Source organism: Paenibacillus massiliensis 2301065 = DSM 16942 (genome assembly GCF_000377505.1).
Classification (GTDB): Bacteria; Bacillota; Bacilli; order Paenibacillales; family Paenibacillaceae; genus Paenibacillus; species Paenibacillus massiliensis.
In genome coordinates this window covers 303722-327339 of sequence record NZ_KB898190.1, presented here as the reverse complement: position 1 = coordinate 327339, position 23618 = coordinate 303722, and the positions used below count along the sequence as shown (strand labels likewise).

The following is a 23618-nucleotide window of genomic DNA, read 5'->3' as shown; positions in this document are numbered from 1 at the left end:
ATACAATAAGGATGCATATCAAGAAAGGCGGTGATAAAGCAATGAGATGGAATAAAGGAAATAGTCTGGCGATTATACTGATTGTCGTAGGTTCCCTGATGTTGCTGAGCAGCTTCACCCCTGTGTTTGGACATCTGGTAAGAGAATTGATGGGATATCTAATCCCAGTAGCGATGGTTGCACTTGGCTACTACGGCGTGAAGAGAGGCAATACCGTAGCAGGTTGGATAATTCTGATCATCGGTCTGTTGATTCTACTCGGCAAGCTGTCCTGGTTGATCGGGCCGCTGCTCGCAATCGCATTGATCTTCTTTGGAATTAACATGTTGAAGAATCGGCGCAGACATTACTGAGCCCAGTGAAAGGAGCATATGAGAATGAGTGTATTTCGTCGAATGCGGGACATTACGGTAGCTACCTTGAATGAAAATCTGGAGCAGAGCCAAGATCCCGTCCGTATGATCGATCAATTTCTATATAATACTCGCAAGGATATTGAGCAGGCTGAGCGCTTGCATCAGCAATATGCAGGCCATACCCGGCAAATGAAGCAGCAGATGGATCAGGCTGTGACGATGAAGCTCAAGCGAGAGGAGCAAGCCATGCTCGCTATCAAGGCAGAGGAGGAGCATGTAGCTAAGCTGGCCCTGCAGGAGAAGATTCTCTATGAAGAGAAGGCTGAGCAATACAGTGAGCTGTGGGAACAAAGCCGTGAATCACTTCGCGAATTGGAGCTGCAGCTGGAGGAGCTTCGCTCGGAATACCAGGCTGTATACAGCAAGCGCCAATATTATGTAGCACGGATGCAGACATTGAACCTGCAGCGGCAAATGAACGAACGGGTCAGTACATATGGCGGACGCAACGTACCGCGTATGTTCGACCGACTGGCTGACCGAATTGCGGATATGGAAGCTGAGACGTATTCCTTACGAGACCTGAGACGCTCAGACAATGCTTATTCGCAGGATGGACTCCGGCAGCCTTCGGTTCTGGAGCAGGAGCTCGCCCGACTGAAAGATAAACTGGGCAAGCAAGGAAAGGAGTAGAACGGGTATGAGTAAGTTGTACAGATCCACAACGGATCGAATGATTACCGGTATTGCCGGTGGATTGTCTAACGTATTCGGTATTGATTCCACATGGATTCGGATCTTGCTGGTGATCAGCATTTTCCTGACAAGCGGTCTTACGATTCTGATCTACTTGATCGCTGCTATGGTCATTCCGAAGGAACCCTACGGTCCGTATAACGGACTTGGCGGGATGAACTACCAGCAAGGGCCTAATTATAACCAGGGTGGATATAACGGTGGAGGATACGGACAATCCAATTCTTTTCACAAGCCGCCCCAATCCAACCAGCAGCCTTATTCTCAAGGAGGCAACCCGGATCTGGATTCGATGATGGAGGATATAGAGAAGAAGGCTATGAAGAAGGAAATAGAAGAACTGCGCAAAAAATTATCCAGCTACGAGAAGGGAGAACGTTAATTATGGGAATCTTTAAAAGAATGAAGGATATGACTAGAGCATCTGTGAATGATATTTTGGATAAAGTAGAAGACCCAATCGTTATGTTGAACCAATACCTGCGTGATATGGAATCTGAAATTCATGAGGCAGAAGTTACAGTAGCGAAGCAAATGGCTAGTGAGCGTCGCATGAAGCAGCGTCTGGAGGAAGCGGACAGAATGGCAGCTGAGCGTGAGCGCCAGGCTGAAGCAGCACTGCGTAATGGCCAGGAGGATGTAGCCCGCAAGCTGCTTGAGGAGAAGATCTACTTCAACCAAAAGCAGGATGAATTCCGCGAATTGCATCATCAGGCAGAAGAGCAAGTCAAAGACCTTGTACAGCAACTGCATGATATGAAGGACGAATTCTACAAAATGCGCAACAAGCGCAACGAGCTTGTATCCCGTGCCCAAATGGCTAATGCCAAAAAGCAAATGAACTCCATCAGCAGTGTTCACTCCATTGAGAGCGGAAGTGCTTCGCTCGGATTCCATCGCATGGAAGAGAAAATCATGCAGATGGAGGCGGAAGCAGATGTGATGCGTGCCCCATATCGTTCGAATGGTACGTACACCAACCCTGCTGAAGCAGAGCGTAATTTCAAGGTAGATGAGCAATTGGAGCAGCTGAGAAGCAAGCTGAACAAAACAGAGCAGCCTAAGACTGATTCCAAGGAATAACTATTCAGATCCACGTGCACTATGATATGCTGAAGCGAATGGGCCTAAGGCATTGAATGGAGAGAAGCCATGCGGGGCAGGTCGCCTCGTAATGGCTTTTCTGTTGCAAGAGACCAAGGGATACTACGAGATGAACAGGAGGTGCGGCATGCTTACACGAAATCGAATGATGGTGATTACTGTCATGGTCATTGGGATTCTACTACTTACAGGTCGTTGGATGGGCTTCTTCACGATTGTCGCACTCTTGCTCATCTTGCTTGGTCTATATAAGCTGCACAAGGGAAAGATCAAGAAGGGCTATACCTTTATGGCTGTCGGCGGCGGTCTGATTGTATTGGATAATCTGCTGCTGGTATTCGGCTTGATTGCTATTTCGTTAGGAGTATACTATTGGCGTAGTCGCAAGTTGCATCCTCAAGGGACAGCACTGTTCAAGCAGAACTTCATGTCCAACTACCGCTGGGATGAGATTCCTTGGACCTTGCAGGATACGAGCGTGTGGCATGTTATTGGTGAAATGAAGGCAGACTTGTCTCTGGCACTGCCAGAGGAGCGGGATACGGTCTTCTTCACACAAGGAGTGCTAGGGGATGTGGAGTTCAGGATTCCAGAATACTATGGTGTAGAGATTGAGGCCTTCGTTATGTTTGGACAGATTCAGCTTGGAAGAGATCGGGATGCAGGGGCGCTCAATCGCGTATCCTGGAGATCACCCAACTATGATACATGTGAATTCAAAGTCAAGGTCATCGTGTCTTATGTTGTAGGCGATGTCCGCATTCATTTCATATAATACAGGAGGGGCCTATAATGAACGATCATAAAACATCGAACATGATTACTCGCAGTATGGGCGAAGGCATCCTCCTGTGTGTATTTTTAGGATCAGCCCTGCTATATATGCTGTATACATATGGTTATTTGGATTTATCTACGACTTGGCGGGATCTGCTGAACCTCGCAGCTGCAATGCTTCTGCCCCTGATTGGGATCGGGGCCTGCTATGGCTTCTACCAGAGCTATCGAGTGAAGCGGAAGCTGGAGATGATGCGAGAGACACTGCTCATGTGGGAGAAGGGGAGTCCCTCCCGCGAGCTGCCGGAGCTAGGACGGGATGAGATCGGCAGACTAGGAGAGCAATTAGGGCGGATTGCCCGTAAATGGGAGGAGCAGGTATCCTCGCTGCAGCGTTTATCTACAAATAATGCCCAATTGGCTGAGCAGGCAAGAGTATCAGCTATCGTAGAAGAGAGACAGCGTCTGGCACGTGAGCTGCATGATGCCGTCTCTCAGCAGCTATTCGCAATATCAATGACGGCTACAGCTGTAGGGCGGACATTAGACAAGGATTTTGACAAGGCCAAGCGTCAGGTCGCGTTGATTGAGGAGATGTCGGCCGTAGCACAGTCTGAAATGCGTGCATTGCTGCTGCATTTGCGACCTGTGTATCTGGAGGGCAAGCATCTAGAGCAAGGACTCAGGGAGCTTGTGAAGGAATTGGAGCTCAAGGTGCCCATGGAGATCGACTTTGAGATGGATAGCAGCATCCGGCTGGTCAAGGGCGTCGAGAATCATTTGTTCCGTATTATACAGGAGGCTATGTCCAACACACTGCGGCATGCCAAGGCTACGCGCATGGAGATACGCATTCAAGAGCGGGATGACGCTATACGGGTCATGATCCGGGACAATGGTGTTGGGTTCGAGCTGGATGAGCGCAAGCAGGCTTCATATGGATTGTCCACCATGCAGGAACGGATTAGCGAGGTAGGAGGGGCCATCCAATTCGTGACGGCACCTGGCAAAGGAACGCGGATTGAGATGACTGTGCCAGTGATGAATGAAGAGATTAAGGGAGGGAATGAGCATGTCCAATGAAGATGAACATCCGATTCAGGTATTGCTAGTGGATGACCACGAGATGGTCCGGATCGGGCTGGCCGCTGTACTTGGGACTGAGGACGGTATCGAGGTTGTTGGCGAAGCTGGCAGTGGTGAGGAAGGAATCCGTCTGGCGGAGGAGTATAAACCTGACGTCATCCTGATGGATCTGGTTATGGATGGAATGGACGGCATTGAGACGACGCGACGGGTACTCCAGATCCTACCCCAGTGCAAGGTGATCGTGCTGACGAGCTATCTGGATGATGAGAAAATGTATCCTGTCATTGAAGCTGGTGCCTTCAGCTATCTGCTCAAGACCTCCCGTGCTGGAGAGATCGCTGACGCGATTCGTGCGGCATCCCGTGGACAGTCTGTACTGGAGTCCCAGGTAGCTTCCAAAATGATGGATCGTTTCCGTCAGCCTCAGGAGGCTGCTCCGGCGCATGCTGATCTTACCGAGCGAGAGATGGAAGTGCTACGATTGCTTGCGCAGGGAAAATCCAATCAGGATATTGCGGATGATCTGATCATCGGTGTGAAGACCGTTAAGTTCCACATTACGAATCTGCTGTCCAAATTAGGTGTGGAGGATCGGACACAGGCAGCCATTTATGCATACAAGAATGGTCTGGCGGAATGATAATAAGATGAGGCGAAAAACCGGAGGCATGGTGGTCTGCGGTTTTTTTCATTCCATAAACAATTCTTATAGCTCACAAGATAGCATGAAGAATGTGGAATATGCTACACTGTAGCCAATTACATTTCACAATACTTTAACAAGAAAAGGAAAGAATAAGCCATGGCTGATAACCTAAGAGAAGATACGATGCAAACACCAGGCGCGGTATTTTTTATTTTTGGGGCAACGGGAGATCTGGCTCGTCGCAAATTGTTTCCTGCTATATATAGTCTATACCGGGAGGGCAAGCTGGCAGAGGATTTTGCCGTTGTTGGCGTAGCACGCCGTCCCCGCAGTCCCGAGGAGTTCCGCAATGACCTCTACGAGTCCATTCAGGAGTTCTGCCGCTACAAGGCTAATCATGATGAACAGTGGCAGCAATTCGCCGAGCATTTTGAATATAAGTCGCTGGATATTAACAATGTTGATGGCTTCCGTGAGCTGCGTGAGCAGACGGAACGGCTGGAATCGAAGTTCGGTATTCCCGGCAATCGGCTCTTCTACCTGGCATTGGCCCCAGAACTCTTTGGCAGTGTGTCGAACAGTCTTCAGCAAGGTGGCATGCTAGATGGGAACGGCTGGAATCGTCTGGTTATCGAGAAGCCGTTCGGCTATAACCTCGAATCTGCTCGTAAGCTGAACGAAGAGATCCGCCAGGTATTTGAGGAAGAGGAGATCTATCGAATTGATCATTACCTCGGGAAAGAAATGGTTCAGAACATTGAGGTAATCCGGTTCGGTAACGCATTCTTCGAGCCACTTTGGAATAATAAGCACATCGCTAATATACAGATCACACTAGGGGAGACGGTTGGCGTCGAGGAGCGTGGTGGCTACTACGACCATTCCGGTGCTCTGCGTGATATGGGACAGAACCATATGCTGCAGATGTTGACCATGATTGCTATGGAGCCACCAAGCCGCCTTCTGCCTGAGGATATTCGGGACGAGAAGGTGAAGGTGCTGCGCTCGCTGCGTCCCTTCGAATCGGCGGACGATGTGCGAAGCAACGTCGTGCGCGGGCAATACACGGAGGGGACGCACCGCGGTCAGCAACTGAAGGGGTACCGTCAGGAAGATAAAGTCGATCCGGAATCCTCAACCGAGACGTATTTTGCAGCAAAAGTGTTCGTTGATAATTTCCGCTGGGCAGGCGTGCCCTTTTACCTGCGTACAGGCAAGCGTCTACCTGTCAAGACCACGGAGGTTGTCGTTGAGTTCAAGAGCACGCCAAACAAGGTCTATCTGGGTCAAAAATATAATCTGGAGCCCAACCTGCTCGTCATTCGAGTGAATCCGATGGAGGGCATCTACATCAAAATCAATGCCAAGAAGCCAGGCTCGGAATCCGAGATTGAGCCGCTTGCTATGGATTTCTGCCAAAGCTGCATGATCGGTATCAATTCTCCTGAGGCATATGAGCGTCTGCTGCATGATGCGGCTGAAGGAGACTCGACCTACTTCACTCGTTGGGATGAGGTGGCGACAGCCTGGTCCTATGTGGACCGCATAGCACAGGCATGGCAGGAGACACCAGACAGCCTGGAGCAATATCCAGCAGGCTCGTGGGGGCCTGAAGCAGCGGACGAATTGCTCCGCAAGGACGGCTATCACTGGTGGCCTGTGAACGGTCAGGACGAAGACCGGGTCGTATGGCGCATGAGCTAGTCTAAGACAGGCACCATTAGCATCCAAGGTGCATAAGGTATTGCAGGTCTCTCGGGAGCGAGGGTACTTTCCATCATCCTCATACGTTATAAACGTGTGGGGATGATTTGCGTTCGTTAGAGGATGATTTGTGTGGCAAATATGGTATAATAACTAGGATTTGCTTAAGTCCGTTATATATAATGAAATGAAGAAAGTGGATATAGTTCAGTGTGGTAAAAAAGTCTGGATAAAGTGAGGCGTCATCCCTTGTGAGTTGATTTCTACTTTTTTATAAAGTGTATCAATATAGAAGTTTTGCGAAAAAGCCGGATTAAGTGATAATACACAGCTTCCTTTTTGCCATGTAAAGCTCAGCGCCGAAAGGACATTCGTGCACAAATCAATGAAATGTAATTGTATTCATGTGATGAAGGGAATAGTGAAATGAGTAAAACAAGCGAACAAGTACTGCAACAGGAAGTCGACAAACGACGGACCTTTGCCATTATCTCTCACCCGGATGCGGGGAAGACGACGCTCACGGAGAAGCTTCTCCTGTTCGGCGGCGCGATTCGTGAGGCAGGTTCCGTCAAGGCACGCAAAGCCAGCAAGCATGCAACGAGTGACTGGATGGAGATCGAGAAGCAACGGGGGATCTCTGTAACCTCCTCCGTGATGCAATTCGACTATAACGGGCACCGGATTAACATTTTGGACACGCCAGGTCACCAGGACTTCAGTGAGGACACATATCGGACACTGACGGCCGCGGATAGTGCAGTCATGTTGATTGACGTTGCCAAGGGTGTGGAGGCTCAGACGATCAAGCTATTCCAGGTATGTGCCAAGCGCGGGATTCCCATCTTCACCTTCATCAACAAGCTAGACCGCGAAGGACGTAGTCCCTTCGATCTGATGGAGGAGCTGGAGCAGGTATTGGGTATTCGCTCGGTGCCGATGAACTGGCCTATTGGCATGGGACGTGAGCTATGCGGCGTATATGATCGTACATTGAACCAGGTTGAGCTATTCCAGGGTGACGATCATTCCAAGATCAAGGTAGAGAAGGTTGAGGGCTATAACGATCCTGTGATCCGCGAAATGGCAGGAGAGTTCCATCATGACCAGCTCTGCCAGGACCTTGAGCTGCTGGACATCGCGGGCGACCAATTTGATATGGAGAAGGTACAGCGCGGTGAGCTGACACCGGTCTTCTTTGGCAGTGCCATCAATAATTTCGGCGTACAGACCTTCCTGGAGAACTTCCTGAATCTCGCACCGAAGCCGGAGCCACGTCGCAGTACAGCTGGCTTGATCGAGCCGACGAATGAGAAATTCAGTGGGTATGTCTTCAAAATTCAGGCGAATATGAACCCAGCCCACCGGGATCGTGTAGCGTTCTTGCGGATCGTATCGGGTGTCTTCCAGCGCGGTATGAGCGTGAAGCATGTCCGTGCGGGTAAGGAAATCAAGCTCTCGCAGCCACAGCAGTTCCTGGCACAGGACCGTGATATTGTTCAGGAGGCATATCCTGGGGATATTATCGGACTCTTCGATCCAGGTATCTTCCGCATCGGAGATTCGCTTAGTCAGGGCAGTGAGGTTGTCTTCGATGAGCTGCCGACGTTCTCGCCAGAGATTTTTGCCAAGGTGACAGTTAAGAATGCACTTAAGCATAAGCAGTATCAGAAGGGAATCGATCAACTGACCGAGGAGGGCACCATCCAAGTGTTCAACACGGTGAGCTTCGACGATACGATTCTGGGCGTAGTAGGACAACTACAATTTGAGGTGTTCGAATATCGGATGAAGGGCGAGTATGGCGTGGATGTACAGCTACAACGCATGCCGTTCCAATTCGCCCGCTGGATTGTGGATGATCAGATTGATCCAAGTAAATTCCGTATTAATTCCACGCTAGTGAAGGATAAAAAAGGAAATTACGTTGTGCTGTTCGAGAATGAATATGCTATGCGTACCGCGATGGAGAAAAATCCGACTGCGAAGTTCCTGGAGACGGCTCCTTAAGTTAGCGTCGAGACTACGGGCGAGATTATGACACACACATATACTGGAGGCTGTAAAAAGTCCAAGTAGAACAAGCCGGCTGACTGTCTTATGACAGTGCCGGCTTGTTCGTGTACTGTGAGCTACCAATCAGGAATCAGGATAGCTTGGGAGGCTGAACCCCCTGCAAATGATGATGCAGGATATGCACCAGCTCCTCGCGCTGAGACGGGTTAATGTCCTTCCAGATCATCTCGAACACAGCACCAAGGCCGGGCAGGGCAGCCTCCGGACCATCCACCGATCCCTCAATCATCTCGGTCAGGCCTTGCTCTGATTCACCATGCACTTTGTGAACGATAGCTTGTCGCAAATCGAGTGTAATGGGCATTGTGATCCTCCTGATAGGTTAGATTCAAGTACCTTGTCCTAGTGTGACCTGCCGGACTGGATGGTATGCAAATAAGGATTCCAGGTATGCTATACTTAGGCATAGTATGAATTCGGGAGGCCAAACGACAAATGGCAAAAAAACAATATGCGATTATCGGCATGGGGCGATTCGGCTCCAGCGTCGCATACGCGTTAAGCGAGATGGGCTACGATGTACTTGCGATCGATGCCAATGAACAGCGAATACAGGAGGTCTCCGAAATGGTGACCCATGCCGTGTCGGCAGATTCAACGGATGAGGAAGCCTTACGGGCGCTGGGAATTCGTAATTTTGATGTCGTCGTGGTGGCGATTGGTGAGGATATACAAGCCAGTATTCTGACAACACTGATACTGAAGGATATGGGTGTACCCGTGCTCCTGGTCAAAGCGAAGAACGAACTGCATGGCAAGGTACTGCAAAAAATTGGTGCGGACAAGGTGATCTATCCGGAACGGGACATGGGACTACGGGTAGCTCATCATTTGACCTCGCCGAACATTCTGGACTATATTGAGTTGTCCCAAGACTACAGTATATTCGAGATGCAGGCCCCGCGCTTCATGATCGGCAGGAATCTGAAGGAGCTGGATATTCGGGCGAAGTATGGTTGTAATGTACTGGGTATTCGGCGTGAGAAGGAGATGAATATCTCTCCGCATCCTGAGGACCTGATTCAGACAGGAGATGTGCTGATTATCGTAGGACACAAAAATGATCTTGTTCGACTAGAACAGGCGATTCCTGAATAGAGGAACAGGTCATGATCTGGAGATTTGGTATAAAGGTACATGATGAATGAAGTTACATTTGTGAAGGTGTATAGACATGGTACATAAATATGGATGGGTACGATTACGTAGCTGTATGCTCATGTAACTGCATTGATATATAGGTGTTAAGATGCTAGATGGCGGGGAATAATTCCCATTAGTGTCTTGAGGACAATAGCGTAAGTTAGACATTATGGAGTGTAAAAGGAACGTGGTCTAAATATGGATATTATTTCGCCAAGCAACTCGCGGGTCAAAGGCTGGGCCCAGTTGCTCGACAAGAAGCATCGCAGCAAGCAAGGCAAGTATCTGATCGAGGGCATTCATCTTGTAATGGAAGCCCTGCAGGCAAATGCGGATATTGAATGTGTAGCATACGATATGGAGCGCGGTATTCCAAGGGAATTGACGGGCTTAAGATCATCGCCCGATGCTCCGGAATGGATTGCGGTATCGGCAGCCGTGATCGCCAAATGTACGGAGGCTAAGACACCACAGTCTGTATTCGCAGTCGTTCGCAAAGAGACTACGGCTGTGGACAGATTGTGGGAGAAGCCGAACAGTATCGTCATCGTACTGGATGGGGTGCAGGACCCGGGAAATGTAGGAACAATTATTCGAAGCGCAGATGCAGCAGGTGCGGCAGGTGTTATTCTGGGGCAAGGCTGTGCAGATCTGTACAATCCCAAGACGATCCGCTCGACGATGGGCTCGATGTTCCATATCCCGGTCGTGGAAGGAGAGCTAGCGGAGCTGCTGCCTGAGGCCAAACGTCATGGGGCACAGATCATCTCCACGGCACTGGATGCCACACATTCTTGCTATACGTATGATTTTCGCGGTCCGGTCTGGATGCTCATTGGTAGTGAGGGTCAGGGGGTATCTGCGGAGGCTACGGCTCTCGTCGATGAATCTATTCGAATTCCAATGGTCGGTCAGGCAGAATCGCTGAATGCGGCTATGGCAGCTACGATCGTACTCTTTGAGGCAATGAGACAGCGTAATTTTAACAAATGAAAATTTCCTGTCCTACTGTCAGTTAGTAACGTAATTCTGGACAAATTATAAGATCAATCTGGATAAGTTATAACGTAAACCTGGACTGGAAAACCCCTTGCTAAGCAAGGGGTTTTTTTTATTTTTCATTTGTGGATAAGAAGTGGGAATTTTATTGAAACTATGTTTTTAATGACGACTGATACTAGTTGATTTTATAGCTAGCTGTGCATAATCGTGTTCGCGTTTGTAGAAAGTAAAGTTAAATCGATGTATAACTAAATAGAAAAAATAAAGAAAGCGCTTGCTTAATCAATTGCTAGATGTTATTATAACTTTGGGATTGTTACTGAAAAGGCGATACCCAAAGCATACACAGCTATTTATGTATGTTTTGGATATCGTCTTTTTTTTATAATCAGCTAATGCAAAGTTAAAAACCTTTGTTGATGATGTGGGAATTTAATTACTGGCGCCACTTTAAACATACACTGCAGTCTGTAAAGGGATGAAAGGGGGCACTGCATGATCATCAAAAAGATATTTAACAATAATGCAATTGTAGCTAAAGATGGCCTTAGAGAAGAGTTTGTAGTGATGGGCAAAGGGGTCGGTTTTAAAAAAAGTGTAGGAGACAGTCTAGACGAAACTTTGATTGAAAAATTGTTTGTTCTGCAACAAAATGAAACTTCAGAGAAATTTAAATCCTTGCTAGAGGATATTCCATCCGAATATGTTTCGCTGTGTTATGACATTATAGAATATGCCAAAAACAGATTGAAAACGCCCCTTAGTGAGTATATTTATGTGACTCTCACAGATCACATTAACAATACCATCAAACTATATGATGAGGGGATTAAAATAGTTAATCCACTGGCCTGGGAGATCAAAAGGATATATCCAAAAGAATATGATGTGGGCTTCAAGGCGCTGGACTTTATCGAAGAAACGGTGGGGAAGAGGCTACCAGAAGATGAGGCCGCGAACATTGCACAACACTTAATTAATCCCAAAGTTAACAGTGAGTACCCTAACGTTGCTGATCTGGGACGACAGTTAGAAAAGATTAATGATATTCTGGCTATCATCCAATATACATTTAGAATTACCCTTGATGAACAGTCAGTTAGCTATGAACGCCTCCTTACTCACTTGAAATTCTTTTTCCAAAGGCTGAACAAAGGAAGAGAGGCGATCGTTGAAGACGATTTTTTATTCAGACAGGTTAGATCCAAATACAAAAAGGCGTATGATTGTGCATTAAAGATCGAAAAGTATTTGAATACTGAACTGTCAGATGAAGAAAAACTGTATTTGACGATACACATTGAACGTATCACCCGGAAAACAACTGAATAAAATAATGGATTGTTACTGGTAATGCAGGCGAGACTACTTGGACATTGCGCTTACGCTTTGTCCCATGGGGTCTTGCCTTTTTTTATACACATCATTGAGAGGATGAGCACATATGAAGTATGAGCAGTTAGCAAAGGACATTCTTGAAAATGTCGGTGGAAAGAGTAACGTTGCAGGTCTGGCCCATTGTGTAACTCGTCTTAGGTTCAAATTGAAGGATGAAGGTAAAGCCAATACGGACGTCTTGAAGAACATGGATGGTGTCATCACGGTGATGCAAAGTGGAGGACAGTATCAAGTGGTCATCGGTAATCATGTTCCTGAGGTCTTTGCGAATATATCTACAGTAGGAGGACTACAACTAGACACAGGACAGGAATCTGATGACTCCTCAGGAGCAAAGAAGAATGTGTTTAATGCCTTTATTGATATCGTCTCAGGTGTGTTTACTCCGGTGCTTGGTATTCTAGGCGCAACAGGGATGATAAAGGGGCTTACCGCCTTGTTGGTAGCGATCGGATGGCTGAGTACAACTTCAGGAACACATCATATTCTTAGCGCGATTGGTGATTGTCTGTTTTATTTCTTTCCGATCTTTTTGGGATATACATCAGCTAAGAAGTTCAATGCCAATATCTTTATAGGTATGGCGATCGGTGCTTGTTTGGTGTATCCGAGCTTTTCCAGCCTGACTTCGACTGGTCAGCCACTATACACAATTTTTGGTGGCACCGCTATCGAATCATCAGTGTATCTTTCCTTTCTAGGGATTCCTGTTATTCTGATGAATTATGCGTCTAGTGTTATACCTATTATCCTGGCAACTTACGTTGCTGCAAAGTTTGAGAAAGTATTCAAAAGAATTATTCCCAATGTCATTAATAATTTCTTCGTTCCCTTTTGTACATTGCTGGTAGTGGTTCCTCTGGCATTGATCGTTATCGGTCCTGTATCAACATGGGTGGGTCAATTAATTGGGTATGGAACCATGTTTCTTTATAACACGAGCCCGGTTATTGCTAACACATTACTTAATGGATTCTGGCAAGTATTCACTATTTTCGGTGTGCAGTGGGGATTGGTGCCTATTGCCTTCAATAATCTGGCTGTCCTTAAATATGACCCCATGATTATCCCAGCATCTATTCTTACGGTGTTCTCACAGGTTGGCGTTGTACTGGCGATCTTCATTAAGACAAAAAACCAAAAGTTGAAATCACTATCTATCCCTGCCATCATCTCTGGAATCTTTGGAGTGTCCGAACCTGCAATCTATGGCATTACATTACCACGTAAAAAACCGTTCATTATGGGGTGTATTGCAGCAGCAGTGGGTGGCGGTATTACTGGATTCATGGGAACCAAGGCATATATGATTGGTGGTTTGGGAATTGTTGCTTTTCCAAGCTTTATTGGGCCAGAGGGTATCGACAAAGGCTTCTACGGTATGATTATTGGTTCATTTGTAAGCTTTGCGCTAGGATTTCTGCTTACATTCTTCCGTGGCTATAAAGACAACGAACCCATAGTAGAAAATAAAGAGAATGGGCAACAAGTAAGATCTGTTCAAGGAGCAGTACATCACCAAACTGTACAAAGCCCAATGAAAGGTGAAGTAATAGCATTGAATGAGGTCAAAGACGAAGCATTCTCTAGCGGAGCGCTTGGTAAGGGGATCGCTATTTTACCTTCTGAAGGGAAGGTGTATGCGCCTATTGATGGTGTGCTAACGAATGTATTTCCATCTGGGCACGCCATTGGCATAACTGGCTTAAATGGCATTGAGATTCTCATTCATGTTGGTAAGGACACCGTCAAACTGAAGGGCAAACACTTTACTCCGAAAGTGAAACAAGGGGAAGCGGTTAAACAAGGAGATCTTCTACTGGAATTCGACATAAATGCAATTGAGGAAGCAGGATTTAGTATTCTTACGCCTGTTATTGTTACTAATTCACAAGAGTTCCTGGATGTTATTGAAACCGAAAAGAAACGTATCTCATATCATGATGATCTGCTTACCGTCATCCAATAAGCTTAAGCTAATTACAGAGCTATAAAGGAGCCTATTAACATGAGTGATTTAAGAAAAGATTTTATGTGGGGCGGTTCCGTCTCAAGTATGCAAATTGAAGGAGCCTGGGATAAAGATGGCAAAGGTCCCACGGTGTATGACGCCGGATTAATGAAAAGTAATGCTGAATCTGCTTCAGACTGGAAAACAGCCATAGACTTTTATCATCGGTATCAGGAGGACATTGCCCTGTTTGCAGATATGGGGTTCAATGCCTATCGGTTCTCATTGAGCTGGGCGCGCATTTTGCCTGATGGAGAAGGTGAAGTGAACGAAGCAGGGCTGCAATTCTATGATCATGTGGTGAACGAATTGTTGAAATATGGAATAGAGCCGATTGTCTGCTTGCATCATTTTGACATGCCACTAGCCCTGGCTAACAAGTATCGCGGCTGGGAGTCGCGTCAAACCTATGAAGCTTTCAAGGCATATGCGGAGATCGTAATAAAGCGGTTCGGCAAACGTGTTAGGTATTATATTCCTTTCAACGAGCAAAACGCTGCAGTCTCGGTTCAGATGAAAATGCTATCTGCAGATGTGTCCGAATTGAATAAACAACATATTGTCGCAGCAGTTCAGCATCATATGTTCATGTCCTCAGCTGCTGTAAAGAACATTGCACAACAATATGCACCTCACGCAAAGGTGGGTGGAATGATAAATTTTGCACCATTCTATCCTGCTACATGTAACCCGGAAGATGTGTTTGCAGCAGAAAAAGCAAATCGTAGATACAACTACCGTATGCTGGACGTCTTCGTTAATGGAGAATACCCGGCGGATCAACTTCAAGAATGGCGTATGAACAATGTAACATTGCCAATTGCGAAGGGGGATCTGGAATATTTGAGCCAGGCCAAGATGGACTTCCTGGCTCACAGTTACTATCAATCCCTGAATGTTCGCTCTGATACTGAAGTGAATATTGAGTCGATTTGGGATCTCTTTCTTGGTGGGAAATCACCAAAGAATGAATACTTACAACAAAGTGAATGGGGATGGGCAATCGATCCGCTTGGGTTGAGACTTGCAGTGAAAGAAATGTATCATCGCTACAAGCTACCCGTGTTTACTATTGAATGTGGAATTGGTGTCAATGAAATGTTGGATGAAAATAGCACCGTATTGGATGATTATCGCATTGAGTATCTTCGTGAGCATATTAAGCAACTGAAATTGGCAGTTTCGCAGGATGGTGTCGATCTCATGGGTTTCCTAACATGGGGCCCCATCGATATATTAAGCTCGCAAGGAGAAATGAAGAAGCGGTACGGATTTATCTATGTGGATCGAACCGAAACGGATCTAAAGGATCTAAAGCGATACAGAAAGAAAAGTTATGGGTGGTTCAAAAAAGTGATCTCCAGCAATGGAGAGTACATGTGAGACACAAGGGATGAACATATTGTTCAAAAAAAGTCCTGATAAGAGGCGAATATGTAATCAAAATTACCTATTTGCTGGCATTGCCGTCCATAACGGCAGCTTTCAATTATAATGAAACCAAAACATCTAGGAGGAACTGAACATGCTTACAATTGGATATATTGCTAATGGAAAAAGTACGAATCGCTACCATCTTCCTTTCGCATTAAATCATGACCATATCAAAGTGAAAACAATATATGCTAGGAACCTGGAAAAAACGGAGTGGGATAGAGTTCCACACATTCAATATACGGATGATCTGAGTTCTTTGATGACGGATGACGAGATTCAACTGGTTGTCGTATGTACGCATTTAGAAGCCCATTTTGATTATGCAAAAATGGCACTTGATCATGGGAAACATGTTCTTGTTGAAAAACCATTTATGTTAAACAAGGAGCAAGCTGAATTTATTTTCAATTATGCAAAAGAAAGAAATTTGATTGCTCAGTGCTTCCAGAATAGACGCTATGATTCAAATTTCTTAACTACAAAAAAAGTAATCGAATCTGGCAAACTTGGAGACTTACTCGAAGTAGAGATGCACTATGATTATTTTCGACCTGAGATTCCTAATAATACTCATCATTTTTCAAAATATAATAGTTACTTGTATGGACATGCGAGTCATACGCTTGATCAGGCCATATCGTATTATGGTATACCAGAAAGAGTTCATTATGAGGTTCGTCAATTATTGGGACAAGGACGTATGAATGATTATTTTGATCTGGATCTATTCTATGGAACTTTAAAAGTATCCATCAAATCAAGCTTTTTCCGTATCAAACCACGCCCATGTGCTGTTGTGTATGGTAAAAAAGGAATGTTTGTCAAAGAGACGGAGGATCGTCAGGAAGAACATTTGAAGTTGTTTTACATGCCTAAGGGACATGCTGATTTCGGCCTGGATTTGCCTCAGCATTATGGCACGTTAACGTATATTGACGAAGAAGGAGTGTACCACGAAGAGAAGGTTGTCTCGGAAAAAGGGGATTATACTCGGGTGTACGATGATATGTACCAAGCCATTGTGCATGGTAAAGAAAAATCCGTTAAGGATGAAGAGACGCTGGCTGTAATGGAAATATTAGAAAAAGGAATTGAAGCTTGTAGCTAAGTTGAATTTGGACCGACTACATTGAAAATCTGGACTCGTAAAACCCTTGCCAATGCAAGGGTTTTTGTGCTTTTTACATATGAGACAGAAATGAAACTTGATGATCATTCCAACCATTCCTCGCTCAGAATAGATTTAATTACTTTAATTTTGTCTTCGCCTAATCTGAGAACAATCTGCTGCTCAAGTTCCAGCTTCAATTCTAGCAATTGGCGATTGTAGTCCCGACCCTTTTGTGTAATTGTTACGTTCCGATCGCGCTGATTCTCTTTTGTATCTGTCGTAATAATCATGTTCTGAGCCAGCAAGCCTTGAATGCTCTTATGAGTACCTTGACGAGAAATGTGAATGCGCCGACTGATCTCCGAAATTGACATAGGTTCATACCGTTCGAGAATAGACAGGATGTGGGTCTCAGTCTTGTTTAGACGATTTCCGTCAAGCTCGCCAACAGCCCTTCTCAGGGCTAGATGTTTTTCACTAATGAGATCAATTAGGTTTAAATCTGGATAAATGTTCTCCACTTTGCCCCTCCTATTCTACTCCTGATAATAAATTTAAAGATATTCATGATGATTGTCAACCTAGTTGACAATAAAAAATGCCAATGATACTGTAAAGCACGTAAACCTAAGACAATATAGAAAGGATAGGAATGTGGTAATGGGAAGAAATAAAAAGGAAAGCTTTATTTTCACGCTGATTATGTGTGTATTGATGGTACTCGGCATGTCAATTTACAATGTGCTGTTGTTGAGCGGATTCTCCAATTCGTTCTTCAAAGATTTAGTTATTGGATATGTGCCGGCGTTTTTAGTCGCGTTAGTATTAGATGTCTTTATTGTTGGAAGATTGGCTAAGAGTATCGCTCATAAGTTCATCAAACCAGATGATCCGATGTTCAAACGAGTAATGCTGATTTCATTCTGTATGGTAAGTTCCATGGTTCTTCTGATGTCTTTCTATGGAGCCGTCGTTCATGTGGGTTTTACGGCCGCTTTGCTTCATGCTTACTTGAGGTCAGTTCTGCAAAATTTCATTTGTGCACTTCCGCTACAATTTATTATTGTTGGTCCCTTGACTCGATTTGTATTTATGAGGTTTTATCCACCGGCGGCTGCATCAACAACATAGTTGTAAATAAAACCCTTGCTGGGCAAGGGTTTTACTTTCTTTTGAAGTGATACGAAGTCGAGGTGCATTTCCCATCGCAACCCCTAAACCTGCGTATTCTAACATATCCATATCATTAAAGTTATCTCCAACGGCCATGATTTCCTGACTTGTAATCTGGTATAGATTTATTAGCTTCTTAATGGCATTAGATTTCGAAGCATCTCCTGACATATCTCCAAGTAGGTATCCTTTGACTTATAGATAGTTAAATTAGGAAATCTATCTTTTAATGTGGATTCAAGTTGTTTAATAGTCTATGGTTCTCCCATGCACATACACTTATGAATATCGTGATTTTCTTCAATAAACGCTAGTGTGTCCACGACAGTCATAATTCCTTTTACAGCCTCTTGCGATAAGTTGGTGCTATCAATAATGGATCTTTGTCCATGATTACTATCTTTCCCCAATACTAGAGCGCCACTATAACAAATAATAGGAGAGTCAATGGCTAACGCCTTTTGAAGTTCTATGATAGAACTTGGCATTCTTGCAGACGTTTTTGAGTATTTTGTTAATTGTTTTTAAGTTTTTTGTTTATTTTAAGTGTTTGTAAGTGTTTTTTTGATTTGAGTAAATGAATGGGTTAGAACCTTACATGCACTTTGGTAATCTAGCAACATGCATATTTATGGAATTCGCGCTCATACTAAAAGGGACATTGCTGGTTCCGTCGAACTCATTTCATCATCTTGGAAGAACAGAGGGTTCCATATGAAGCTAATCCTCCGTAACTGTCTCTTACGCTCCACCAGACGGCGTACATGGACGACACTACTGTTATGCATTTCCTTATTGCTTACAGGTTGCTGGGAACGTCAGGAATTAAATGAGCTTGCCTTTGTACTTGGGGTAGGGATTGATAAGGTGGGCGATAAATACAACGTCTCTATGCAGGCGGTGATACCTTCTGAGATTGCCGGGAAGTCCTCGGGATACAGTACACCTGTAGCTCTGTATCAGAGTACTGTGGATAACGTATATGATGCCTTAAGGGAATTCACCTTGATGAGCCCCAGACAGTCCTATCTGGGACATATTCGGGTGCTCGTAATCGGAGAGGAACTGGCTAGGGAAGGGATTGCTCCTGTGTTGGATGTATTCAAGCGAAGTCGGGAGCCGCGATCGGATTTCTACGTCATGGTAGCGCGCGACAGTCTCGCATCTGAGGTGCTCAGTGTGCTCACACCTCTGGAGAAGATTCCGTCAATCAAGCTCTTCAACTCGCTGTCTCGTTCCCATAAGGCCAGTGCAAAGACGACAACTGCCACGCTGGATGAGGTAATCAACGATTTGTTCTCACAAGGACTTAGTCCAGTGCTTACAGGCGTCCTCATGGATGGCAGCGCAAGGGAAGGAATGGAGCGATCGAATGTCCAAAGTGTCGAGCCCCGGACGAAGCTACGATACCGCGGTGTAGCTATTTTTGAGAAGGATAAAATGAAGGGGTGGCTGGACGAAGATGAGGCCGTGGGCCTCAATTACATCACAGACAAAGTCGTGACAAATACGGGATTTGTCATGGGAACGGATAATCGACCCATCGTGGTAGAGGCGCTACGAGCGAAAACGGAGCGCAAGGTTAAGATGCTGAATGGTGTGCCTAACATCTTCATTCATGTAAAGCTCTTAACGAATGTACAGGAGGTACCGAGTGAAATGGACATCGGAACTCCTCAGGCGATCAATTTTATAACCAAGGAAGCAGAGAACAAGCTTGTAGAATTGTTACGAACCTCCTGTACCCGCATCATATCCAAGTACAATATCGATGCAATGGGCTTCGGACATCTGATCTATCAACACAATCCTGAAGCTTGGTCCGAGCTAAAGGGAAGATACGGCGAACACTACTTGGGTAAGATTCCGGTACATTACTCAGCGAGTATCAAGATCAACCGAATTGGTACACTTGATAAGTCTTTTCTAAGTGAAGTGAAGAAATAAGAGAGGATAGCAGCCGAACCAATTGTAAAAGACTACTGTACTAGCTACACAAAAAATTTACAAAAGAAATTTTAAAATTTGATTGCTTTTTGGGTTTCATTTTGATAGCATACAGAAGTGTGATTTGGAAAGTTAATATTCAAGGAAGCATGCTTCGCTCATCGCGATTGTGATTGAGTGCTGATATGCTCAAAATATATCTGGATCTTTCCAAGCAGATAATTGTTTTGACCACTTCTTGAGTACAGGAAGTTAAGGCCATACGGACAGCCGGGTCAAATGCCGATTGGCAACTTTTGGTTGCCTTATTGATTGAGTTAAAAGCTCAAATTTTATAAGTTGGTTACTTTACAACCAGTGCATCTGCACATCAACTTGTGAAACGGTCAATAAGAGTGATAAAGGCGAATTATTTGCTATATAGACTCTGATCCTACTCAAAGATATATTTTGAATATTAAGAAGAGCTTTCTGCCGTAATGTCGAATGACTGTTATGGCTGTGTATGTGCATGACCTCATGTCATGGACATGTTATGCTTCATTAATATTTGTATATATCTTAAGCAAGTGTTGTGCGCAAATGCTGCGTTTTGCACTTGCTTTTTTTGTTGTTTTTTTAGTGGAAATTTAAAATTGGATAACTAATGTATCGACAAAAAATTACTTGGATTAAGGAGAGATGGACATGGGAAAAGCGCTTATTATCGGATGTGGCGGCGTTGCATCAGTAGCCATTCATAAATGCGTTCAAAACAGTGAGGTATTTGAGGAGATTTGTATCGCAAGTCGGACAAAATCGAAATGCGACGACCTGAAGGCAAAATTGGATGGCGGCAAAACCAAGATTTCGACGGCGCAAGTCGATGCCAATAATGTGGACGAGCTGATTGCTCTGATCGAAGATTTCAAACCGGACGTTGTAATGAATCTGGCTCTGCCTTATCAGGATTTGACAATCATGGACGCTTGCCTTGCGACCAAGACAAATTATATGGATACAGCGAACTATGAGCCGGAAGATACGGCGAAATTCGAATATAGCTGGCAGTGGGAATATCGTGAACGCTTCAAGGAAGCTGGTATTACAGCACTGCTGGGTAGCGGATTCGATCCAGGTGTAACGGGCGTCTTCTCCGCGTATGCTCTGAAGCACCATTTTGACGAAATTGAATATATAGATATTCTGGACTGCAATGCAGGTGACCACGGCTATCCGTTCGCTACGAACTTTAACCCTGAGATCAACATTCGTGAAGTATCCGCTAACGGAAGATACTGGGAGAATGGCGAGTGGATTGAAACGGCACCAATGGAGATCAAGCGCGTGTATGATTTCCCTGAAGTCGGTGAGAAGGATATGTACCTGTTGTACCATGAGGAACTGGAGTCTCTGGCTGCCAACATTCCAGGCTTGAAGCGGATTCGCTTCTTCATGACGTTCGGTCAAAGCTACCTGACGCATCTCAAGTGCCTGGAGAATGTAGGTATGACCTCCATTGAGCCGATCGAATTCGAGGGCAAGCAAATCATTCCACTGCAATTCCTGAAGGCAGTACTGCCAGATCCGTCTTCTCTCGGACCTCGTACGAAGGGTAAGACGAATATCGGTTGTATTTTCCGCGGTAAGAAGGATGGCAAGGACAAAACATATTATGTATACAATGTCTGCGATCATGAAGAATGCTACAAAGAAGTGGGCTCCCAGGCTGTGGCTTACACAACTGGCGTACCAGCGATGATCGGAGCAATGATGCTGATGACAGGCGAATGGGATGCCAAAGGCGTATACAACATTGAAGAGTTCAATCCAGACCCATTTATGGACGCGCTGAACAAATGGGGACTTCCGTGGAAGGAGAGCTTCGATCCGAAGCTAGTGGACTAATATGAAGTTTGAGGAATTGCCAACACCCTGCTATGTAGTAGACGAGGGACTGTTGGAGAAAAATCTGAAAATTCTACGCGGTGTCATGGAACGTACGGGCTGCAAGATCGTGCTGGCACAAAAAGCCTTCTCCATGACAACCATGTATCCGCTGATCGGTGAGTATCTGAGCGGTACGACGGCAAGCGGCTTGTATGAGGCGCGTCTAGGCTACGAGGAGATGGGGAAGGAGAATCATATCTTCTCCCCGGCTTATCGTGAGGATGAGATTGATGAGATCATTGAGATCTGCGATCACATCATCTTCAACTCCTTTTCCCAATTGGAGCGCTTCAAGGAACGGACACTGAAGGCGGGCAGAAGCATCGGACTGCGCATCAACCCGGAATGCTCCACTCAAGAAGGGCATGCGATCTATGATCCATGCTCGCCTGGCTCACGCTTCGGCGTGACGCTGGAGCACTTCCGTCCGGAGCAGTTGGAGGGCGTAGAGGGTCTGCATTTCCACACTCATTGCCAGCAGAACTCTGACGATCTGGAGACAACCCTGAATGCAGTCGAGGAGAAATTCGGTCCATGGCTTAGTCAGATGAAATGGATCAATTTCGGTGGCGGACATCATATTACCAGAGAGGACTATGATATCGCACGCCTCGAGAAATGCATCAAGCGCATGCAGGAAGTATACGGCCTGGAAGTCTATCTGGAGCCTGGTGAAGCGATTGCTCTGAACGCAGGTTATCTGGTAACTACGGTGCTGGATACGCTGCAAAATGGTATTGATATCGCGGTACTGGATACGTCCGCATGCTGCCATATGCCGGATGTACTGGAGATGCCTTACCGCCCACCATTATTCGGATCTGGTGAGGTTGGTGAGAAGCCGCATTTGTATCGCCTCGGGGGACAGACTTGCTTGACTGGCGATATCATTGGCGACTATTCATTCGATCAACCACTGAAGAGTGGTGATCGTCTGACCTTCGGGGATATGGCGATCTATACGATGGTGAAGAATACGACATTCAATGGAATGGCATTGCCAGCCATTGCTGTACAACGCAAGGACGGAGATTGCGAAGTCGTACGCCAATTTGGTTATAATGATTTCAAGATGAGATTGGCTTAATCTTGCCAAATGCAGATGTAGTATCATCTTAATTATGTACCGTATCATAAGCTAGGGTATTGTAATGCAACTATGCACTAGTAATATAGATATGAATACGACAGGGGTGCCCTAACCAGGCCCCCCTTTTCGTCGATTCAATCGCCATGCGGCCTCTGATCTCAACAGAGTGCATATATATATGAAGCTGATCATGTGATATGTGTAATTTCTTGCTATGCTGCTCATCATGCAAGGCTGGACAAATTTACGTTAGACGGCGATACTTTGGATGAGAAAGGATATGTACTACATAGAAGGTGAGTAGATGTATGATGCACACACATGTATTGATTTATGATGGATATGTAAGCTTCGAAATTATGCTGGCAACTTACCTGATGAAGACCAAGGGAGACATTGTTACGGTCGGTCTAACGAGGGAGCCTGTGAGAACTTATGAGGATTTGCTGGTCATGCCGTCAACCAGCCTTGAGGATATCGATGCGGCAGAAATTGATCTTTTGATTATACCAGGAGGAGACATTAGCGGATTGCTAGAGCATACACATCTGGCAGCTCTAGTGCAGGCGCTAGACGCGCAGGAGAGGTTCATTGCGGCCATCTGTTCAGCTACAGATCTGCTCCAGCATTATGGAATGCTGGAAGACAGGTATGCTGTAACTAATGCTGCTACCCATATTGATGATCTCGTCAGGGTGGATCGTAATTTAATTACAGCAAGAGCGAACGGTTATGCGGACTTTGCCATTGAACTGGGGCGCATGCTGAATATTTACAAAGACGAGGCCGATTTGGAGGAGACCATACAGTATTTCAAATATCATCGAAATGGATAGATTTACAATGCAAAAAAAGTAAACAACAACAAC

General features: G+C 45.5%; 24 protein-coding genes. 20 read left to right on the top strand and 4 right to left on the bottom strand.

Features of this window, described 5'->3' with window-relative positions; genetic code table 11:
* Positions 1–41: 41 nt before the first annotated feature.
* The 9 genes from D328_RS0114155 (at position 42) to D328_RS0114115 (ending at position 8442) form a co-directional block, all read left to right on the top strand.
* Entirely contained in the window at positions 42–353 is a 312-nt protein-coding gene (locus D328_RS0114155; protein ID WP_025676927.1) for a LiaF transmembrane domain-containing protein, read from the top strand.
* A 24-nt stretch (positions 354–377) separates the two neighbouring features.
* A complete protein-coding gene (locus D328_RS0114150; protein ID WP_018885685.1) occupies positions 378–1049 on the top strand; it encodes a PspA/IM30 family protein in 672 nt (223 codons plus the stop codon).
* 7 nt (positions 1050–1056) lie between these two features.
* A complete protein-coding gene (locus D328_RS0114145) occupies positions 1057–1494 on the top strand; it encodes a PspC domain-containing protein (RefSeq protein ID WP_018885684.1) in 438 nt (145 codons plus the stop codon).
* A gap of 2 nt (positions 1495–1496) precedes the next feature.
* Positions 1497–2195, top strand: coding sequence for a PspA/IM30 family protein (locus tag D328_RS0114140; protein ID WP_018885683.1), 699 nt, complete (start codon positions 1497–1499; stop codon positions 2193–2195).
* Positions 2196–2343: 148 nt separating this feature from the next.
* Positions 2344–2991, top strand: a complete 648-nt coding sequence (gene liaF / locus D328_RS0114135) for a cell wall-active antibiotics response protein LiaF (protein ID WP_018885682.1) — start codon at positions 2344–2346, stop codon at positions 2989–2991.
* Between the two features lie 17 nt (positions 2992–3008).
* The gene (locus D328_RS0114130) at positions 3009–4076 is read left to right on the top strand and encodes a sensor histidine kinase (protein ID WP_018885681.1); all 1068 of its coding nucleotides are present in this window, start codon (positions 3009–3011) and stop codon (positions 4074–4076) included.
* On the top strand, positions 4066–4722 hold the full coding sequence (locus D328_RS0114125; RefSeq protein ID WP_018885680.1) for a response regulator: 657 nt from the start codon (positions 4066–4068) through the stop codon (positions 4720–4722). The genes D328_RS0114130 and D328_RS0114125 overlap by 11 nt, the downstream gene beginning before the upstream one ends.
* A 162-nt stretch (positions 4723–4884) precedes the next feature.
* A complete protein-coding gene (gene zwf / locus D328_RS0114120; RefSeq protein ID WP_018885679.1) occupies positions 4885–6432 on the top strand; it encodes a glucose-6-phosphate dehydrogenase in 1548 nt (515 codons plus the stop codon).
* 426 nt (positions 6433–6858) lie between these two features.
* Entirely contained in the window at positions 6859–8442 is a 1584-nt protein-coding gene (locus tag D328_RS0114115; protein ID WP_018885678.1) for a peptide chain release factor 3, read from the top strand.
* A 136-nt stretch (positions 8443–8578) separates the two neighbouring features.
* Here the strand turns inward: D328_RS0114115 and D328_RS0114110 are convergent, their stop codons facing one another.
* Complete coding sequence (locus tag D328_RS0114110) at positions 8579–8812, bottom strand: small acid-soluble spore protein SspI (RefSeq protein ID WP_018885677.1); 234 nt, start codon at positions 8810–8812, stop codon at positions 8579–8581.
* Positions 8813–8943: 131 nt separating this feature from the next.
* On the opposite strand from D328_RS0114110, the gene D328_RS0114105 reads away from it, so the two are divergent.
* The 6 genes from D328_RS0114105 to D328_RS0114080 all read left to right on the top strand — a co-directional run bounded on the left by D328_RS0114105 (position 8944) and on the right by D328_RS0114080 (position 16607).
* Entirely contained in the window at positions 8944–9606 is a 663-nt protein-coding gene (locus D328_RS0114105; protein WP_018885676.1) for a potassium channel family protein, read from the top strand.
* A gap of 243 nt (positions 9607–9849) precedes the next feature.
* Positions 9850–10644 (top strand): TrmH family RNA methyltransferase, encoded by a 795-nt coding sequence (locus D328_RS0114100; RefSeq protein WP_018885675.1) that lies wholly within the window; start codon positions 9850–9852, stop codon positions 10642–10644.
* 504 nt (positions 10645–11148) lie between these two features.
* Positions 11149–11985 (top strand): BglG family transcription antiterminator LicT, encoded by an 837-nt coding sequence (gene licT, locus D328_RS0114095; protein WP_018885674.1) that lies wholly within the window; start codon positions 11149–11151, stop codon positions 11983–11985.
* Between the two features lie 112 nt (positions 11986–12097).
* Entirely contained in the window at positions 12098–14020 is a 1923-nt protein-coding gene (locus D328_RS0114090; protein ID WP_018885673.1) for a beta-glucoside-specific PTS transporter subunit IIABC, read from the top strand.
* A 39-nt stretch (positions 14021–14059) separates the two neighbouring features.
* Positions 14060–15445, top strand: a complete 1386-nt coding sequence (locus D328_RS0114085; protein ID WP_018885672.1) for a glycoside hydrolase family 1 protein — start codon at positions 14060–14062, stop codon at positions 15443–15445.
* 142 nt (positions 15446–15587) lie between these two features.
* On the top strand, positions 15588–16607 hold the full coding sequence (locus D328_RS0114080; RefSeq protein WP_018885671.1) for a Gfo/Idh/MocA family oxidoreductase: 1020 nt from the start codon (positions 15588–15590) through the stop codon (positions 16605–16607).
* 104 nt (positions 16608–16711) lie between these two features.
* Here the strand turns inward: D328_RS0114080 and D328_RS0114075 are convergent, their stop codons facing one another.
* Positions 16712–17131: a MarR family winged helix-turn-helix transcriptional regulator gene (locus tag D328_RS0114075; RefSeq protein ID WP_018885670.1), complete on the bottom strand. Its 420-nt coding sequence runs from the start codon at positions 17129–17131 to the stop codon at positions 16712–16714.
* A 139-nt stretch (positions 17132–17270) separates the two neighbouring features.
* On the opposite strand from D328_RS0114075, the gene D328_RS0114070 reads away from it, so the two are divergent.
* Positions 17271–17741, top strand: a complete 471-nt coding sequence (locus D328_RS0114070; protein WP_018885669.1) for a DUF2798 domain-containing protein — start codon at positions 17271–17273, stop codon at positions 17739–17741.
* On the opposite strand, the gene D328_RS30305 is transcribed toward D328_RS0114070, so the two are convergent.
* Together D328_RS30305 and D328_RS31885 are read right to left on the bottom strand one after the other, a co-directional pair.
* A complete protein-coding gene (locus D328_RS30305; protein WP_018885668.1) occupies positions 17730–17954 on the bottom strand; it encodes an HAD family hydrolase in 225 nt (74 codons plus the stop codon). The genes D328_RS0114070 and D328_RS30305 overlap by 12 nt on opposite strands.
* 83 nt (positions 17955–18037) lie before the next feature.
* A complete protein-coding gene (locus D328_RS31885) occupies positions 18038–18271 on the bottom strand; it encodes an HAD hydrolase family protein (RefSeq protein ID WP_154659062.1) in 234 nt (77 codons plus the stop codon).
* A 226-nt stretch (positions 18272–18497) separates the two neighbouring features.
* Between D328_RS31885 and D328_RS0114060 the strand changes: the two genes are divergently transcribed.
* The 4 genes from D328_RS0114060 to D328_RS0114045 all read left to right on the top strand — a co-directional run bounded on the left by D328_RS0114060 (position 18498) and on the right by D328_RS0114045 (position 23585).
* Positions 18498–19730 (top strand): Ger(x)C family spore germination protein, encoded by a 1233-nt coding sequence (locus tag D328_RS0114060; RefSeq protein WP_018885667.1) that lies wholly within the window; start codon positions 18498–18500, stop codon positions 19728–19730.
* A gap of 687 nt (positions 19731–20417) precedes the next feature.
* The gene (locus D328_RS0114055; protein WP_018885666.1) at positions 20418–21617 is read left to right on the top strand and encodes a saccharopine dehydrogenase family protein; all 1200 of its coding nucleotides are present in this window, start codon (positions 20418–20420) and stop codon (positions 21615–21617) included.
* Between the two features lies 1 nt (position 21618).
* Positions 21619–22746: a carboxynorspermidine decarboxylase gene (gene nspC / locus D328_RS0114050; RefSeq protein WP_018885665.1), complete on the top strand. Its 1128-nt coding sequence runs from the start codon at positions 21619–21621 to the stop codon at positions 22744–22746.
* Positions 22747–23057: 311 nt separating this feature from the next.
* The gene (locus tag D328_RS0114045) at positions 23058–23585 is read left to right on the top strand and encodes a DJ-1/PfpI family protein (protein WP_018885664.1); all 528 of its coding nucleotides are present in this window, start codon (positions 23058–23060) and stop codon (positions 23583–23585) included.
* Positions 23586–23618: the final 33 nt, after the last annotated feature.

What these genes read in the sequence shown, in the direction of transcription:
- zwf (WP_018885679.1), top strand. Translation starts at nt 4,885, where the DNA reads ATGGCTGATAACCTAAGAGAAGATACGATGCAAACACCAGGCGCGGTA.
- D328_RS0114145 (WP_018885684.1), top strand. Translation starts at nt 1,057, where the DNA reads ATGAGTAAGTTGTACAGATCCACAACGGATCGAATGATTACCGGTATT.
- licT (WP_018885674.1), top strand. Translation starts at nt 11,149, where the DNA reads ATGATCATCAAAAAGATATTTAACAATAATGCAATTGTAGCTAAAGAT.
- D328_RS0114130 (WP_018885681.1), top strand. Translation starts at nt 3,009, where the DNA reads ATGAACGATCATAAAACATCGAACATGATTACTCGCAGTATGGGCGAA.
- D328_RS0114105 (WP_018885676.1), top strand. Translation starts at nt 8,944, where the DNA reads ATGGCAAAAAAACAATATGCGATTATCGGCATGGGGCGATTCGGCTCC.
- D328_RS0114125 (WP_018885680.1), top strand. Translation starts at nt 4,066, where the DNA reads ATGTCCAATGAAGATGAACATCCGATTCAGGTATTGCTAGTGGATGAC.
- D328_RS0114115 (WP_018885678.1), top strand. Translation starts at nt 6,859, where the DNA reads ATGAGTAAAACAAGCGAACAAGTACTGCAACAGGAAGTCGACAAACGA.
- D328_RS0114155 (WP_025676927.1), top strand. Translation starts at nt 42, where the DNA reads ATGAGATGGAATAAAGGAAATAGTCTGGCGATTATACTGATTGTCGTA.
- D328_RS0114070 (WP_018885669.1), top strand. Translation starts at nt 17,271, where the DNA reads ATGGGAAGAAATAAAAAGGAAAGCTTTATTTTCACGCTGATTATGTGT.
- D328_RS0114060 (WP_018885667.1), top strand. Translation starts at nt 18,498, where the DNA reads ATGAAGCTAATCCTCCGTAACTGTCTCTTACGCTCCACCAGACGGCGT.
- D328_RS0114045 (WP_018885664.1), top strand. Translation starts at nt 23,058, where the DNA reads ATGATGCACACACATGTATTGATTTATGATGGATATGTAAGCTTCGAA.
- D328_RS0114110 (WP_018885677.1), bottom strand. Translation starts at nt 8,812, where the DNA reads ATGCCCATTACACTCGATTTGCGACAAGCTATCGTTCACAAAGTGCAT.
- liaF (WP_018885682.1), top strand. Translation starts at nt 2,344, where the DNA reads ATGCTTACACGAAATCGAATGATGGTGATTACTGTCATGGTCATTGGG.
- D328_RS0114085 (WP_018885672.1), top strand. Translation starts at nt 14,060, where the DNA reads ATGAGTGATTTAAGAAAAGATTTTATGTGGGGCGGTTCCGTCTCAAGT.
- D328_RS0114100 (WP_018885675.1), top strand. Translation starts at nt 9,850, where the DNA reads ATGGATATTATTTCGCCAAGCAACTCGCGGGTCAAAGGCTGGGCCCAG.
- D328_RS30305 (WP_018885668.1), bottom strand. Translation starts at nt 17,954, where the DNA reads ATGTCAGGAGATGCTTCGAAATCTAATGCCATTAAGAAGCTAATAAAT.
- nspC (WP_018885665.1), top strand. Translation starts at nt 21,619, where the DNA reads ATGAAGTTTGAGGAATTGCCAACACCCTGCTATGTAGTAGACGAGGGA.
- D328_RS31885 (WP_154659062.1), bottom strand. Translation starts at nt 18,271, where the DNA reads ATGCCAAGTTCTATCATAGAACTTCAAAAGGCGTTAGCCATTGACTCT.
- D328_RS0114080 (WP_018885671.1), top strand. Translation starts at nt 15,588, where the DNA reads ATGCTTACAATTGGATATATTGCTAATGGAAAAAGTACGAATCGCTAC.
- D328_RS0114055 (WP_018885666.1), top strand. Translation starts at nt 20,418, where the DNA reads ATGGGAAAAGCGCTTATTATCGGATGTGGCGGCGTTGCATCAGTAGCC.
- D328_RS0114090 (WP_018885673.1), top strand. Translation starts at nt 12,098, where the DNA reads ATGAAGTATGAGCAGTTAGCAAAGGACATTCTTGAAAATGTCGGTGGA.
- D328_RS0114150 (WP_018885685.1), top strand. Translation starts at nt 378, where the DNA reads ATGAGTGTATTTCGTCGAATGCGGGACATTACGGTAGCTACCTTGAAT.
- D328_RS0114140 (WP_018885683.1), top strand. Translation starts at nt 1,497, where the DNA reads ATGGGAATCTTTAAAAGAATGAAGGATATGACTAGAGCATCTGTGAAT.